We start from the raw sequence: 14772 nt of genomic DNA, 5'->3' as shown, positions 1-14772 counted from the left end.
CACTGCATGGGCGCACTCAGCCATATTCGCGTACTCGATCTCACCCGCGTGCTCGCCGGGCCGTGGTGCGCGCAAACGCTTGCCGATTTCGGCGCCGATGTCATCAAGATCGAGCGCCCCGGCGCCGGCGACGACACGCGCCACTGGGGGCCGCCCTACCTGAAAACGCCCGATGGCCGCGACACCGCCGAAGCCGCCTACTATCTCGCCGCGAACCGCAACAAGCGCTCGGTGACCGTGGATATCGCCACGCCCGAAGGCCAGCGCATCGTGCGCGAGCTGGCCGCGCAGAGCGACGTGGTGCTGGAGAACTACAAGGCGGGCCAGCTCGTGAAGTATGGGCTCGACTACGAAGCGCTGAAAGCGGTGAAGCCGGATCTCATCTACTGCTCGGTGACGGGGTTCGGGCAAACCGGCCCGTACGCGTCGCGCGCGGGTTACGACTTCATCGTGCAGGGAATGGGCGGCTTCATGAGCGTCACGGGCGAGCGCGACGCGCTGCCGGGCGGCGGCCCGCAGAAAGCGGGCGTGGCCATCGCCGACCTCATGACCGGCATGTACGCGACGGTGGCCGTGCTCACGGCCCTCGCGCACCGCGACCGCACGGGCGTCGGCCAGTACGTCGACATGGCGCTGCTCGACGTGCAGGTGGCCATGCTCGCGAACATGAACTCGAATTATCTGGCGAGCGGCAATCCGCCCGCGCGCTGGGGCAACGCGCATCCGAACATCGTGCCCTATCAGGCATTCCAGACGAGCGATAGCTGGATCATTCTCGCCGTGGGCAACGACGGTCAGTTCCGCAAGTTCGTCGAAGTCGCGGGGCGCCCCGAACTCGCCGACGACGAGCGTTTCGCCACCAATCCGCTGCGCGTGCGCCACCGCGACACGCTCGTGCCGATCGTGGCCGGCCTGATCCGCACGCGCGCGAAGGCCGACTGGATCGACGCGCTGGAAGCGGCGGGCGTGCCCTGCGGGCCGATCAACGATCTCGGCGAAGTGTTCGAGAACGAACAGGTGCTCGCGCGCGGCTTGCAGGTGGACGTGGCGCATCCGTCGGGCGGCACGGCGCGGCTCGTCGGCAACCCGATCCGCATGAGCGAGACGCCGCCGCGCGTGGCGAGCCATCCGCCGACGCTCGGCGAACACACCGAAACGGTGCTGCGCGACGTGCTGGGCTACGGCGCGGAGGACGTGGCGGCGTTGCGCGGCAAGGGCGTGGTCTAGCGGTTTCAAGCGCGCGGTTTTAAGCGCGCGATTCGGGCGTGGTTCGGCGGTTCGCGCTTGGCTCGGGCGCGATTCGGGCGTGGTTCGGGCGCGGTTCGGCGCGATTCGCGCGTGGCTCGACGGCGCGCGCGGCCCAGGCCCGGTCGCGCCCGGTTCGGCCAAACGGCTCAGGCGCGCGCCATCGACATGAGCCACTCCATGCCCTGCGGCCAGTCGCCAAGTCCGCTTTGCGCGTTGATGTGGCCGCGCGCGCCGATCTCCTCGTAACGGCTGCCCCACGCGTGCGCGCAGCGCTGCGCGAAGGCGGTGCTGCAATACGGGTCGTCGGTGCTCGCGACCACCACGCCCGGAAACGGCAACGCCGCCATCGGCAGCGGCAGGTAGCCGCGTATGTCGCCGGGGAAACCCGGCGCGTGCGGGTCGGGCAGCGCCGCGAGCAGCGCGCCCGCCACTTTCGCGCGCGTCGCGCCGCTCGCATGATGCGCCGCCCAATGCGCCACGGTCAGGCAGCCAAGGCTGTGCGCCGCTAGCAGCACGCCGCCCTCGCCCGCCTCCACGGCGGCCAGCGTTTGCTCCAGCGTCGCGCACCACGCGCCGCACTCGGGGTGGTCCCAGTCGGGCATGGGCACCCGCGTAAAGCCTGCGTGCGCCGCTTCCCAGCGCGTTTGCCAATGTCCCGGCCCGGAGTTCATGTAGCCCGGCAGCACCAGCACCCGTGTTGCGTTCATCGTCGAATCTCTCCTCGTTTGTTGCGGCTCGCGCGCCGCGCGCCCCGGCGCCCCGCGGCAAGACTGGCGGCGCGGGGCGCGTCAGGTAGAATGGAAGGCACCACTGGCCGCCCGGACCGCCAGCCGCGTAATGGCTCGCGGCCTGGAGGGCGCCCGAGAAACGACTCCCTTTTCGCATGAATACCGAACGTAAAGACGCCGACCGCACGGACGCGCCTGCGGCATCCAATTTCATCCGCAACATCATCGACGACGACAACCAGTCGGGCAAGTGGGCGCAGCGCGTGGAAACGCGCTTTCCGCCGGAACCGAACGGTTATCTGCATATCGGCCACGCGAAGAGCATCTGCCTGAACTTCGGCGTGGCGAAGCGCTATGGCGGCGTTTGCCACCTGCGCTTCGACGACACCAACCCGGAAAAGGAAAGCGTCGAGTACGTGAATTCGATCGTCGACGCCGTGACGTGGCTCGGCTTCGAGTGGAAGAAGGACGATCGCGACTACCTGTTCTACGCGAGCGATTACTACGACAAGCTCTACGAATTCGCCGAACTGCTGATCCAGCGCGGCAAGGCGTACGTCGACAGCCAGACGCCGGAAGAGATGCGCGCGAACCGCGGCTCGGCCACGGAAGCCGGCACGAATTCGCCGTTCCGCGAGCGCACGGTCGAAGAGAATCTCGACCTGTTCCGCCGCATGAAGGCCGGCGAGTTCGAGGAAGGCGCGCACGTGCTGCGCGCGAAGATCGACATGGCGTCGCCGAACTTCAACATGCGCGACCCGGTCATCTATCGCATTCGCTTCGCGCATCACTACCGCACCGGCGACAAATGGTGCGTGTATCCGATGTACGACTACACGCACTGCATTTCGGACGCGCTCGAAAACATCACGCACTCGCTGTGTACGCTGGAGTTCGAGGATCATCGCCCGCTCTACGACTGGGTGCTCAATGAACTGGCCGACGCCGGCGTGTTCACGCGGCCGCTGCCGCAACAGATCGAGTTCTCGCGCCTGAACCTCACCTACGCGATCACGAGCAAGCGCAAGCTGCTGCAACTCGTGAACGAAGGGCACGTGGACGGCTGGGACGATCCGCGCATGCCCACCATCGTCGGCGTGCGCCGCCGCGGCTTCACGCCCGAAGCGATCCAGTTGTTCTGCGAGCGCATCGGCGTGACGAAGGTCGATTCGTGGATCGACATGAGCGTGTTCGAAGGCGCGCTGCGCGACGATCTCGACGACAAGGCGCCGCGCGCGACGGCCGTGCTCGATCCGCTCAAGCTCGTCATCGACAACTATCCCGAGGGCCAGTCGGAGCCGTGCAGCGCGCCCGTGCATCCGCATCATCCCGAGCGCGGCATTCGCGAGTTCTCGTTTTCGCGCGAACTGTGGATCGAGCGCGAGGACTTCCAGGAAACGCCGCCGAAGGGCTACTTCCGGCTGTTCCCCGGCAACAAGGTGCGGCTGAAGTACGGCTTCGTGGTCGAATGCACGGGCGCGGAGAAGGACGCCGAAGGCAACGTCGTCGCGGTGCATTGCAATTATTTCCCCGACAGCAAATCGGGCACCGAAGGCGCGAGCCACTACAAGGTCAAGGGCACGATTCACTGGGTCAGCGCCGAACATGCCGTGCCGGCCGAAGTGCGGCTCTACGACCGCCTGTTCCGCGAGGAGCAGCCGGACGCGGGCGGGCGCGACTTCCTCGAAGCGCTGAACCCGGATTCGAAGCGCGTCGTGCAGGCCTATCTCGAACCGGGCGCGAAAAGCGCCGCGCCGGAAGACCGCTTCCAGTTCGAGCGTCACGGTTATTTCGTGGCCGATCGCGTGGATTCGAAGCCGGGCGCGCCGGTGTTCAACCGCATCGTCGGACTGCGCGATAGCTGGGGCAAATAAGCGGGGCCGGGTGTCGCCGGGCGTCGTCTGGCGTCACCTTGGCGCCCGCAAACGGAAAAGCCCGCACGGTTGGCGCCGTGCGGGCTTTTTTATTGTCGTCGCGAAATCAAAGCCGTTCGTGCAGCTCGGCGAGCGAAAGCGTGGTCTGGAAAAGACGCGCGAGACTGCGGCTCGCGTAATCGCCCACTTCGGCGGGCGCGACCCAGCGCCAGGCGTCCATCTCGGGAATCATCACGCCGTCGTGGCGGCGCGGAAACAGCGAGACGCACACGCAGCGCGACAGGTCGCGCTCGCCCTCGAGCGCGCGTGCGGCGAACAGATGCAGGTCCTTGTCGCGCCGATACGCGAAGCGGCCCAGATCGGTCAGACGCGCGGCGTCGATGTCGATGCCGGTTTCCTCCACCATTTCGCGGCGCGCACTGTCCACTTCCGTTTCGCCGGGATCGCCCTGCCCCTTCGGAATGTCCCAGTGATTCGTGCCCGTCGCGTGCGCGAGCAGCACGCGGCCCGCGGGATCGAGCAGCACGATGCCGCACGAAACGGTCTTCGCGTTCACCGCGCGCTCAGTGCGTTTTCTGGAACACCCACGCGCCGCTTTCGCCAGTGCGGCAAAAGCGCGGACGCAGCGTCATCGACTGGCCTTTCGCGTTGACGACGACTTCCGTGGCGCGGCAGGTCTTGTCGCCGTCCTTGTCGGTTTTCGTCGGCGTAATGGTGGCGTCGATCTTCACGCCGTTGCGCGTGCCTTCGTTGGTCCACGTGGTGGCTTCGCCGTCGGCCTTGCTGGCCACGGCGTCGCGCACCGCGCGCGTGAGCGAGGCGTAGTCGGCCTGATTCATGTACGACGCGGGCGTGTCGTGCAGAAACCCGAGGTTGGCGGCATGCGCCTGGCTCATGCCGATCGTGACGAGCAGCGCCGCGCTGAACGCGCGCAGGATTCGGGGCGGTTTCGACATCGAGGGCTCTCCTTGAGGATGTTGCGAGGCGACCCGGCGCCAATGAAGGCCAATGAAGGCAACGGATCAAACGAAAAAGTCTAACACGCGCCCCATTTTCCGCCGCCGTGCATGGCCGCGCCGGATCACAGTTTCGCCGCCGATATCGCGCGCGCTCAGCGCATTCGTGCCGGCGTCGGCGCTTGCGATTGCGCTTGCGAAGGCGGCTGCCAGCCGTCCGTGAGCGTGCCGAGGAACGCGATCACGTCCTTGATCTCGGCGTCGTCGAACACGGGCTTGCCGCCGGGTTTGCGATCGAACGGCGCGTCGGTATTCAGATTCGCCCAGTATTGCCGCGGCAGATCGTCGAACTTTTGCACCCGGCCCTTCACCACCGGATAGAACTCTTCGGGATTCGTGTCGCGCCGCGCGTAGAAGCGCAGCACGTCGTCGAGCGAATGGTAGATGCCGTTGTGGAAGAAGGTCTTCTTGAGCGCGACATTGCGCAGCGTCGGCGTGCGAAACAGCCCGCAGAATTCGGCGTCGCGATGATCGGTGCGCTCGGGGCCGCACATGCCGAGATCGTAAAAGCGCTTGTCGCGATTCACGGCGAGCGCCCGGTTGCGCGGCACGCCGATGGCGATCAGCCCGAAGTCGCTGAATTGCGGCGCCGTGCCGTCCTTGCCGCGCTGGCTGATGTGGCAACTCGCGCAATTGCCCTTGTTCTCGTCGTTGAACAGCTTCAGGCCGCGCATTTCGGCGGCGCTCAAGGTCGTCTTGCCCGCGAGATACGCGTCGTATTTGCTCGAATACGGATAGAACGTTTCCGGCTGCTGCTCGAAGGTTTCGAGCGCGCGCAGCACGGCTTCGAAGGTCGCGTCGGCGTTATCGAACACGTTCGCGCCGAACGCCGCACGAAACGCGTCCGCGTACGGCGCCGCGCGCACGGCCGCCACGACCTTCGCGGGCGAACTCGCCATCTCGAAGGTCGAGAGCAGCGGAATGCGCGCCTGGTCGCGGCCGCGATCGACGCGACCGTCCCACGTGAGACCGCCGGTCGGACCGGCGTCGATGCTCTCGTCGCCTTCGTCGTCGGACTCGTGATAGTGGTCGCTAAACGCGGGCACCGCTTGCAGATACTTGAGCGTGGGCACGGCGCGCATGCCCTGCCGATGCAGCTTCGCGCCGCCGATCTGCACGTCGAGCGCATTCGCGGGCGTGAACGCATGGTCCGGGCTATGGCAGGACGCGCACGCGAGCTTGCCCGAACCGGACAGCGACGGGTCGAAGAACATTTGCTTGCCGAGCACGGTCATGCGCTCGGCCTGCGCATAGACCTCGGCGCGCGATTGCGGAGCTTGCGCGGGCGCGGCGATCTTTACCGGTATCGCGCCTCGCGGCGCGGGCGGCCGCGTGCGCGCGTCCTTGCTGGCCGCGTTGCCCGCCTGGCTGGCTTCGGCTTCATGGGTCGCGACGCCGCCGCCATCGTCGCAGGCAGCCAGCAACGCCAGCGCGGCCGCCGCCGCGAACCCTGCCGCGCGGCGGCGCAAACCGCCTCGCGAACAGGGTTTCCGCTCGTGTGTGTGATGTGACTCGTGGTTGAGCGCCGAACGGCGCGCCGGATTGCGCAGCATGCTGATCCCCGAACTTGAACGCGGCGCGCGCGTGACCGAACCGGCACGCGCGCAATGAAGTGGCGCCAGCGTATGTCAGGCACATGACGACTCAATGACAGTCAGTAATACGAAAGTCATTCAATCACAGGCTAAATAAAAGCTCGGTGTAATTATTTACATATGCCTGTCAAATTCGATTGCGACACTGCGCGTCGCCCCAATGGCCGACGCCGTTCCCGCGCCGGCCGCTCACCGAGCACAACGGGCCCCCAACGCGAGAGAGAGAAAAATGATGAACAGAAAGTGGTTCTATGCGACGCCGATCGCAGCGGCAGCGGCGGCGCTGACAGTCGCGGCATGCGGCGGCAGTGACGACAACAAGCCCGCGCTGTCGTCGGTGAAGAACATCGTCGTGATCTACGCCGAAAACCGCAGCTTCGACAACCTCTACGGCGGCTTCCCGAACGCCAACGGCCTGCAAAACGTCACGGCGGCCAGCGCGAAGCAGCTCGACCGCGACGGCTCCGTGCTCGCCACGCTGCCGACCGTCTGGAACGGTCTCACGCATACGGGCGTGACGCCCGTGATCACGGCCGCGATGACCGAGAACATGGCGAATGCGCCGTTCGCGATCGACGATCCGAAGGGCTACAACGCGCCGCTTTCGGCCACGACGCGCGACCTGTACCACCGCTTCTACGAAAACCAGATGCAAATCGACGGCGGCAAGAACGACAAGTTCGCCGCGTGGGCCGATTCGGGCGGTCTCGTGATGGGCTATTACTCGACCAGCGCGCAACAACTGCCGCTCTGGAAGATCGCGCAGCAATACACGCTCGCCGACAACTTCTTCATGGGTGCGTTCGGCGGCTCGTTCCTGAACCACCAGTGGCTGATCTGCGCATGTACGCCGTACTACGCGAATGCGAACGCGAGCCCCGCGTCGGGTTCGATCTCGGCGGTCGACGCCGATGGCGTTTCGCTCACGGTGGCCGCGGATTCGCCGAAATCGGCGCTCACCGGCGTGCCGAAGTTCGTGAAGTCGGGCACGCTCACGCCGGACTTCTACGCGGTCAACACGATGCAGCCGCCGTACCAGCCGAGCGGCAACAAGTCGGCTTCGGGCGGCGATCCCAATCTCGCCGACCCGTCGCAGGCCACCACGTTGCCGGCGCAAACCGCGACGACCATCGGCGACCTGCTTTCGAACGCGAACGTCTCGTGGGCATGGTACGGCGGCGCATGGGGCGCGGCCGTGAGCGCGGTGCAGAACAGCACGTCGAACGTGATCTACGGCGCGGACATGACGGTGCCGAACTTCCAGCCGCACCATCAGCCGTTCAACTACTTCGCGAACTACGCGCCGGGCACCGGCGCGCGCTCGGCCCACCTGGTCGACGGCGGCATGAACGGCTCGGAGTTCATCAAGGCGATCGACGCGGGCACGCTGCCGCAGGTTTCCTTCTACAAGCCGCAGGGCAACCTGAACGAGCACGCGGGCTACACCGACGTGCAAAGCGGCGACCAGCACATCGCCGACGTGATCGCGCATCTGCAAAAGAGCCCGCAGTGGAACAACATGGTCGTGGTCGTGACGTATGACGAAAACGGCGGCTTCTGGGATCACGTCGCGCCGCCGAAGGGCGACCGCTGGGGTCCGGGCTCGCGCATTCCGGCGCTCGTCATCTCGCCGTATGCGAAGAAGAACTACGTCGATCACACGCAGTACGACACGACGTCGATCCTGCGCCTCATCACGCGCCGCTTCTCGCTGCCGCAATTGCCGGGGCTCGCGAGCCGCGACGCCGCGCTCAAGAGTAACGGCGGCCAGGCGATGGGCGACCTGACGAATGCGCTCGACGTGAAGCTTTGAGCGCATAGCGCGGCAAAGGCCACGCGGTTGCCGGCTGAGGGTCATCCGGTTTTGGTTTTGGCGGGCAGCCCTCGGGCTGCCTTTTTTCCCATGCCCGGATACGTTTGACGATGAAAAAAGCCCGGCTGTCTAAACCGGGCTCATTACTTGAATTTATTGGCGCGACAGGAGGGGCTCGAACCCCCGACCCTCGGCTTAGAAGGCCGATGCTCTATCCAGCTGAGCTACTGTCGCCCGAGTTTTTGCAGGCCCGCGTATCGTTTCGAATCGGATCGTTTCGAATCGTAAGCGGGCCGCTAAGACGGGGCTGGATTATACCGCGATCGCCTCGCGCGGTCGCGCCCCGCCCTTCCGGGATTCGCCCCGCCTTGCGCGCGGCGATCAGGCCGGCTGCGGATGCATGATGAACCAGCCGAGGAAAATCGCGCCCGCGATCACGCAATACACGCCGAACGACGCGAGACGGCCGCGTCCTTCGAAATAGCGCATCAGGAACTTCACGCTCAACCACGCGGCGATACCCGTGAGCACGCCGCCGACGAGCGCCGTCGTCAGTTGATCGCGCGCGTGGAACAGCTTGGGCAGTTCGAGGATGCCCGCGGCGAAAATGATCGGCGTGCCGAGCAGGAACGAGAATTCCGCCGCCTTTTCCGTCGTGAGACCCGCCGCGTTGCCCGCGATCATCGTCAGGCCGCTGCGCGAAAAGCCGGGGATGAGCGCGCCGATCTGCGCGAGGCCCACGAAAAACGCCTGGCCGAACGAAAGCCTTTCCGGCGCGAGATGCAGGCGCGAACGCTGCAAACGGTCGCCGAACCACAGCAGCACGCCGTTGATCATCAGCGCGGCGGCCACGATGCGCAGATCGTGAAAAATCGCTTCGATGCGCTTTTCGAGCACCAGCCCGACCAGACCGGCCGGAATCGTGCCGATGATGAGCGCCCACATCATGTGGCCGTCGGGGTTGCGGCGGCCGCCGAGCGACGCGAAGAAGCCGCGGATCAGCGCGATCCAGCGCTCGCGGAAATACCAGAGCAGCGCGACGGCGGTACCGAGGTGCAGCGCCACGAGGAACGGCAGCAATTGCGGCGCGTGCTTGTCGATATGCATGCCGAAGAGTGCCGGCACGAGCAGCGTGTGACCGAGGCTGCTCACCGGAAAGAGTTCGGTGACGCCTTGCAGCACGCTCAAGAAAAGTAGAAACCAGAGACTCACGCGCAGGTCCTCGTAATGGTTGTGTAATTGAAGGCCGAACCGTCGCGGAGTCGGCGCGGCAAAGCGCACCGATTATGCCGGGGCCGAATTGCACCGCCAAGCGTCGAGGAGGTTTTGTCGAAAAAGTTACCGCGTCGCAACAAAAATACGCTGCGTACGCGAACAGACAGACGCGCGCGCAGTGAAGGCGCGCGATCGAGCGGAAGGGAAAAGCGGGGAAATCGAAACGCAGCGCGCGCGGCGCGCCGCTTCAACGCGCCATCTTGTAGAAAAAGTACGCGCTGCTGCCGACAAACAAGCTAAAAAGGCCCATGCTCATTGCCATTGCGAGGTCCATCGGCGTTCTCCTGCGGAAATCTCTGTGCGTATTCGCACGGTCATACGAATTATCCTGACTCTTTGCCGACAAACCAACCCACGCTTTCCCGACGAAGGGTTTTCACGCATCGGAAAGCGGCGCACAATCCGCAAGCCCCGCCGCCGCGAGGCGCGCGCCCCTCCTTCCACCGATTCCGAACGCGAATGAACCCAGCCATGAATGCCCAACCGCAACAGGACATCCTTACCCTTTCCCGCGGCGCTTCGACACTGCGCGTCGCCCCTTGGGCGGGCGCTCGCCTGCTCTCGTGGGAACTGGATGGCCGGCCCGTCATCGTCTGGCCCGAAAACGCGAACTGGGCACAACCGGCGCGCGTGCGAGGCGGCAATCCGCTGCTGTTTCCCTTCCTTGGCCGCCATTTCGTCGACGGCAAGATCGGCCGCTGGCGCGACGCCGAGGGCGTGGTGCGCGACCTGCCGATGCACGGCTTCGCGCGCGACCTGCCCTTCGAGGCGCAGCCCGACGCCGACGGCCACGGGTTGCGCATGACGCTCGTCGATACCGAAGCCACGCGCACCGGCTATCCCTTCGCGTTCCGTTTCGAGGCCGAATACCGTCTCGTCGACGAACACACGCTCGAGGCGACCCTGAGCGCGACCAACACCGGCACCGAGCCGATGCCGTGGTACGCCGGCCATCACTTCTACTTCGCCCTGCCGCACGCGCAGCGCGCGCAGACGACGCTGGAATTCCCGCCCTCGGAACTTCGCCATCAATTGCCGGACGGCTCGATCTCGGCGGCGACGGCCGGTGCCGCTCAGTATCGCCTTTCCGACGCGAGCATCGTCGATCGTTTCCACGTTTTGACGCCGACGCCGCCCGCCGCGCCGGTGCGCCTGCTCGCGCCCGGCCTCGGTCGGGCGATCACGATCGACCTGAACCGCCCGGACTCGTTGCCGTGGTACGCAGTCACGACGTGGACCGAAGCCGCCGACTCCGACTTCTATTGCGTGGAGCCGTGGCTCGGGCTGCCCGATGCGATCCACAACGGCCTTGGCCTGCGTTGGCTCGCGCCGGGCGCCACGGAAACGGCCACGCTGCGCATCGGAGTCGAGGCGCTGCCGTCTTGATCATCGGGGCGCGTCGGGGCGCTTTTTTCGCGTGGCGCGCGGCAATGTCGTCGCGTCTGAAAACGTCCGGATGCCGCCCCACCGTCGGACATTTGTCAGGCGATAAAGCAGTCGTTCGCGCAAACCCGCTAGAATCGGTCGTTTTGCCGATGCGGCGGACGCGAATCCGTCGCAAGGCGGCGTCTTGCGAGGTTCAATGTTGGCATCAGGAATCAGACGGATTGCACAGGCGGCTTCGGCCGCATCGTTGATCGCGGCGTTGGCCGCGTGCGGATCGGCGCCGGTCGGCCCCGGTTACTATCGCGTCGAGCGCGGCGACACGGTCTACAAGATCGCACGCAGCAACCACCAGTCCGTGCAGAACATCGTGCGCTGGAACAATCTGTCGAATCCTGACGCCATCGAAGTCGATCAGGTGTTGCGCGTCGAGCCGCCCGCCGGTTCGGCAGCCATGCGCACCGCGCCCCGCTCCGAGGCCAGCGCCGCCACCCCGCGCGCCAACGCCGCCGATTCCGCAACCACGGCCGCGCCCGCCAATGCGCCGTCGATTTCACTCGTCTGGCCGACGAGCGGCAAGGTGGTCCGCAGCTTCGACGGTCGCAATTCCAAGGGCATCGACATCGTCAACGCGGCGGGCACGCCGATCGTGGCGGCGGCGCCGGGCACCGTCGTCTACGCGGGCAACGGCCTGCGCGGCTACGGCAATCTGCTCATCATCAAGCACAGCGGCGAGTACCTGACCGCTTATGCGCACAACCAGACGCTGTTCGTGAAGGAAGGCCAGACCGTCGAGCAAGGCCAGAAGATCGCGGATATGGGCGATTCGGACAACGACCGCGTGATGCTGCATTTCGAGCTGCGCTACCAGGGCCGCTCGATCGACCCGACGCGCGAGCTTCCGGCACGCTGATTCGGCAACCGCTTTGTTCGCCCCGGCGGGCGCCAATTCCCCCGGTTCGCCAAGTTCATCGACGCAAGGCCAACAGCCAAAAAAAAGCCCGGCATGGTGCCGGGCTAACGGGGGTTTGGCGCATTTCGGCAAAGGACCGGTTTACCATGCGCCGAGTCGCAATCTATCAACGGGCTTCCTGAGGCGCAATCACTTAATTAGAGCGAAAATGTGCTTCGCCGCACGGATTATGTGCCGCATCACTTTTCATCGAAGCGCCCGGATGTCGAATTAATCTCTTTCGCGCAAAAACCGGCGGGTTTCAAATTCGCATCACGCGTTACCGCGAAAGCCTGAAACGCTTATTGGGCGTGGCTTTCGTCGATATACGACTTAATCCCGCCCTGCGCTCCTGTATTGCTTGACGCCGCTATACGACGATGTTTCCGGCATTTTTCAGCGCCCTCGCGCTTTAGTGGGCGAACGCACGTAACGCGGCACTTAATTGCCGTTGTTCAGATTTGAAACATCAATTCCTGATTCGCTTAAATCAGATGTTTAAACTAAAACCCGAGCGAATAGTCTGCATTTTGTCTGTTTAATACGGATACTCGCGATTGCTCAACGCGAAATCCCGGCACCTGGAATTCGCCTCGGCCCATCTTGGCAAAGGCAGCTATCGTTTATAGTATCGGCCGCAACGATTCCCCAACGCCCATGACTATTGACGACGCCAATCCCAGTCCGCTTTACGCCAAACTGCTCGGCGAAACCGCCAAGATCGACTGGCAGGACCTCGAACGATTCTTCGCGCAAGGCAAGCTGCTGAGCGTGGCGCGCGACCTCGACCTCGTGAGCGTGGCCGAAGCCATCGCCAGCGACAGCAGCGCGTCGGTCACGCAATGGCTTTCGGCAGGCCTCGTCGAGCGCATGCAGGCCGAGACCGCCGCCGATTACGCGGCGCGCAAACCGGAGCTGTGGGCGGTCGTCGTCTCCCCGTGGGTTTGCGTGCAGGAACGCAGTTGAGCGGCGCCGAAGCGCTGCCGAACGAACGCGGCTGGCATCGGCGCGTCCTGACACTCGCGTTTCCGATCGTCCTCGCGAATCTGACCCAGCCGATACTCGGCGCCGTGGATACCGCCGTCGCGGGGCATCTAGGCAGCGCGGCGGATCTTGGCGGCGTCGCGCTCGGCGGCCTTTTCTTCAATTTCGTGTTCTGGGGCTTCGGCTTCCTGCGCATGGGCACGACCGGGCTTGTCGCACAGGCGCACGGCGCGCGCGACGACGCGGCATTGCGGGCCAACGTCGTGCGCGCATTGCTGCTCGCGTTCGCCATCGGCGTGGCAATTCTGCTGATTCAATCGCCGTTGATCCGCTATGCACTCCACGCCATCGGCGGCAGCGCCGACGTGCAACGCAACGCGATCGCCTATTGCCGCGCACGCATTGGCTCGGCGCCCTTCGCGCTGGCCAACTACGTCGTGCTCGGTTATCTGCTCGGCACGCAGCGCGTACGCATTGCATTGGCGTCGCAAATCTTTATCAATGTGACGAACATCGTTGCCGTGGTCGCGTACGTCTACGGTTTCCACTGGGGCATTGCGGGCATCGGCGCGGCGACCGCCACCGCCGATGCACTCGGCTTCGTGTTCGGCGCATGTGTGTTGTGGCATTCGCGGCCGCGCGGGCTCGGTCCGCTTGCGCTCCACACGGTGCTCGAGCCGGCGGCGCTCAAGCGTCTCGTCGCGCTCAATCGCGATATTTTCCTGCGCACGATGTGCCTGCTCGGCTCGTTCGGATGGTTCGCCCATCTCGGTGCCCGGCAGGGCGACACGATTCTCGCGGCGAACGCGTTGCTGCTGAACTTTCAGACTTTCATGGCCTACGGGCTGGACGGCTTCGCGCATGCGGCGGAGGCGCTCGTCGGCGCGGCCATTGGCGCACGCGATCGACATGCGTTCCGGCAAGCCGTGAAGATCAATCTGCTATGGTCCGCGATGGGTGCGCTGGGCTTTTCGGTCGCGTACTGGACCTGCGGTTCGTGGATCATCAACCGGCTTACCGACCAGGAAGGCGTGCGTGTCGCCGCGATGAGTTTTCTTCCGTGGGCGGCGCTGTCCCCGCTCGTGTCGGTGTGGGGATTTTTGCTCGACGGCGTCTTTATCGGCGCGACACGCACGCGCGAGCTGATGCAGGCAATGGCGATGTCGCTCGCCATGTTTTTGCTCGCCTCCTGGGCTTTGGTCGGCCCGTTCGGCAATCACGGACTGTGGATTGCCCTGCTCATTTTCATGGCCGCGCGCGGACTGACGCTTTCGCCGCTGTTGCCTCGCATCGGCGGATCGATTGCGCCACCTTCTGTTCAGCTACGCTGAACCTTCGCCGGCCTACTTCGCCGACTGCGGCGCCTCGAGCATCATCGGCGGCCGGTCATCGGTCGGCACACCATGATAGTCGGGCGGATCCTGCGGCGGCGCGCCGTGGTGACGCGAGTTAGTATCCGCGCACGCGGAAAGCGTGGCGGCTACGGTCAAAGCCACGGTCAGATAAAGACTGCGCATCGACTGATTCTCCTTATTTCGATTACACGATTGATTACCCGCCGGAGCATTTGGCGGCTGGTGATAGAGCCCGAATTTTCTTCTCGTGCGCTGCTGTCCTAACATATAGGCGTGGCTGCAATTGAACGGAGGCTGCCATGGATGCCGAAACCATTGCGGGACTTGCGGGGCTGGCGGTCGGACTGCTGGTGCTACTGGGGCTATCGATCTTCGAATCGCGCGCCTATCGCCAGGAACACGACGGGGAGGGAATGATGCACCACTGGTTGGCGGAGCATCATGTGCTTGAGCGGGTACGTCGCCGACGCTGATTGTTACGCTGACGGACGGATTGCCTGCCTGCAAGGTAGGCGCTTCTGATGCGCGAAACACTGTGAGACGGACTGG

General features: G+C 65.0%; 15 protein-coding genes and 1 tRNA gene. 9 read left to right on the top strand and 7 right to left on the bottom strand.

Going from position 1 to position 14772, the window contains the following annotated elements:
• The first annotated feature begins 6 nt into the window (after positions 1-6).
• Positions 7-1227, top strand: coding sequence for a CaiB/BaiF CoA-transferase family protein (locus U5805_RS26005; RefSeq protein ID WP_322106386.1), 1221 nt, complete (start codon positions 7-9; stop codon positions 1225-1227).
• A gap of 167 nt (positions 1228-1394) precedes the next feature.
• Here U5805_RS26005 and U5805_RS26000 read toward each other — a convergent pair whose 3' ends face one another.
• Positions 1395-1955, bottom strand: coding sequence for an RBBP9/YdeN family alpha/beta hydrolase (locus tag U5805_RS26000; RefSeq protein WP_322106385.1), 561 nt, complete (start codon positions 1953-1955; stop codon positions 1395-1397).
• Positions 1956-2131: 176 nt separating this feature from the next.
• Between U5805_RS26000 and U5805_RS25995 the strand changes: the two genes are divergently transcribed.
• Positions 2132-3850: a glutamine--tRNA ligase/YqeY domain fusion protein gene (locus U5805_RS25995; RefSeq protein ID WP_322106384.1), complete on the top strand. Its 1719-nt coding sequence runs from the start codon at positions 2132-2134 to the stop codon at positions 3848-3850.
• Positions 3851-3956: 106 nt separating this feature from the next.
• Here the strand turns inward: U5805_RS25995 and U5805_RS25990 are convergent, their stop codons facing one another.
• The 3 genes from U5805_RS25990 to U5805_RS25980 form a co-directional block, all read right to left on the bottom strand.
• The gene (locus U5805_RS25990; RefSeq protein ID WP_322106383.1) at positions 3957-4406 is read right to left on the bottom strand and encodes an NUDIX hydrolase; all 450 of its coding nucleotides are present in this window, start codon (positions 4404-4406) and stop codon (positions 3957-3959) included.
• A gap of 7 nt (positions 4407-4413) precedes the next feature.
• Positions 4414-4806, bottom strand: coding sequence for a hypothetical protein (locus U5805_RS25985; RefSeq protein ID WP_322106382.1), 393 nt, complete (start codon positions 4804-4806; stop codon positions 4414-4416).
• Between the two features lie 155 nt (positions 4807-4961).
• Positions 4962-6419, bottom strand: coding sequence for a cytochrome-c peroxidase (locus U5805_RS25980; RefSeq protein ID WP_415914667.1), 1458 nt, complete (start codon positions 6417-6419; stop codon positions 4962-4964).
• Positions 6420-6693: 274 nt separating this feature from the next.
• Between U5805_RS25980 and U5805_RS25975 the strand changes: the two genes are divergently transcribed.
• On the top strand, positions 6694-8274 hold the full coding sequence (locus U5805_RS25975) for an acid phosphatase (protein WP_322106433.1): 1581 nt from the start codon (positions 6694-6696) through the stop codon (positions 8272-8274).
• Positions 8275-8431: 157 nt separating this feature from the next.
• Here U5805_RS25975 and U5805_RS25970 read toward each other — a convergent pair.
• Both U5805_RS25970 and U5805_RS25965 read right to left on the bottom strand, forming a co-directional pair.
• A tRNA-Arg gene (locus tag U5805_RS25970) sits at positions 8432-8508 on the bottom strand.
• Between the two features lie 147 nt (positions 8509-8655).
• Positions 8656-9486 (bottom strand): undecaprenyl-diphosphate phosphatase, encoded by an 831-nt coding sequence (locus tag U5805_RS25965; RefSeq protein ID WP_322106380.1) that lies wholly within the window; start codon positions 9484-9486, stop codon positions 8656-8658.
• A gap of 181 nt (positions 9487-9667) precedes the next feature.
• On the opposite strand from U5805_RS25965, the gene U5805_RS25960 reads away from it, so the two are divergent.
• From U5805_RS25960 to U5805_RS25940, 5 genes are all read left to right on the top strand, one after another.
• Positions 9668-10012, top strand: a complete 345-nt coding sequence (locus tag U5805_RS25960; protein WP_322106379.1) for a hypothetical protein — start codon at positions 9668-9670, stop codon at positions 10010-10012.
• Positions 10013-10020: 8 nt separating this feature from the next.
• Positions 10021-10935, top strand: coding sequence for an aldose epimerase (locus U5805_RS25955; protein WP_322106378.1), 915 nt, complete (start codon positions 10021-10023; stop codon positions 10933-10935).
• Positions 10936-11131: 196 nt separating this feature from the next.
• Entirely contained in the window at positions 11132-11845 is a 714-nt protein-coding gene (locus tag U5805_RS25950; protein ID WP_322106377.1) for a peptidoglycan DD-metalloendopeptidase family protein, read from the top strand.
• A 696-nt stretch (positions 11846-12541) separates the two neighbouring features.
• Positions 12542-12850 (top strand): DUF2288 domain-containing protein, encoded by a 309-nt coding sequence (locus U5805_RS25945; RefSeq protein WP_322106376.1) that lies wholly within the window; start codon positions 12542-12544, stop codon positions 12848-12850.
• The gene (locus U5805_RS25940) at positions 12823-14199 is read left to right on the top strand and encodes an MATE family efflux transporter (RefSeq protein WP_415914666.1); all 1377 of its coding nucleotides are present in this window, start codon (positions 12823-12825) and stop codon (positions 14197-14199) included. The genes U5805_RS25945 and U5805_RS25940 overlap by 28 nt, the downstream gene beginning before the upstream one ends.
• Before the next feature lie 12 nt (positions 14200-14211).
• Here the strand turns inward: U5805_RS25940 and U5805_RS25935 are convergent, their stop codons facing one another.
• Positions 14212-14385, bottom strand: a complete 174-nt coding sequence (locus U5805_RS25935; RefSeq protein WP_322106374.1) for a hypothetical protein — start codon at positions 14383-14385, stop codon at positions 14212-14214.
• Positions 14386-14522: 137 nt separating this feature from the next.
• Between U5805_RS25935 and U5805_RS25930 the strand changes: the two genes are divergently transcribed.
• A complete protein-coding gene (locus U5805_RS25930) occupies positions 14523-14696 on the top strand; it encodes a hypothetical protein (RefSeq protein WP_322106373.1) in 174 nt (57 codons plus the stop codon).
• Positions 14697-14772 lie beyond the last annotated feature (76 nt).

Origin of the sequence: Paraburkholderia sp. J41 (assembly GCF_905220235.1) — a bacterium.
Classification (GTDB): Bacteria; Pseudomonadota; Gammaproteobacteria; order Burkholderiales; family Burkholderiaceae; genus Paraburkholderia.
Note: the sequence above shows the minus strand (reverse complement) of the source record. Positions and strands in the feature narration are given on the sequence as shown.

Coding starts and splice junctions, on each gene's coding strand:
- U5805_RS26005 (WP_322106386.1), top strand. CDS start 7: ATGGGCGCACTCAGCCATATTCGCGTACTCGATCTCACCCGCGTGCTC.
- U5805_RS26000 (WP_322106385.1), bottom strand. CDS start 1,955: ATGAACGCAACACGGGTGCTGGTGCTGCCGGGCTACATGAACTCCGGG.
- U5805_RS25995 (WP_322106384.1), top strand. CDS start 2,132: ATGAATACCGAACGTAAAGACGCCGACCGCACGGACGCGCCTGCGGCA.
- U5805_RS25985 (WP_322106382.1), bottom strand. CDS start 4,806: ATGTCGAAACCGCCCCGAATCCTGCGCGCGTTCAGCGCGGCGCTGCTC.
- U5805_RS25980 (WP_415914667.1), bottom strand. CDS start 6,419: ATGCTGCGCAATCCGGCGCGCCGTTCGGCGCTCAACCACGAGTCACAT.
- U5805_RS25975 (WP_322106433.1), top strand. CDS start 6,694: ATGAACAGAAAGTGGTTCTATGCGACGCCGATCGCAGCGGCAGCGGCG.
- U5805_RS25955 (WP_322106378.1), top strand. CDS start 10,021: ATGAATGCCCAACCGCAACAGGACATCCTTACCCTTTCCCGCGGCGCT.
- U5805_RS25950 (WP_322106377.1), top strand. CDS start 11,132: ATGTTGGCATCAGGAATCAGACGGATTGCACAGGCGGCTTCGGCCGCA.
- U5805_RS25945 (WP_322106376.1), top strand. CDS start 12,542: ATGACTATTGACGACGCCAATCCCAGTCCGCTTTACGCCAAACTGCTC.
- U5805_RS25935 (WP_322106374.1), bottom strand. CDS start 14,385: ATGCGCAGTCTTTATCTGACCGTGGCTTTGACCGTAGCCGCCACGCTT.
- U5805_RS25930 (WP_322106373.1), top strand. CDS start 14,523: ATGGATGCCGAAACCATTGCGGGACTTGCGGGGCTGGCGGTCGGACTG.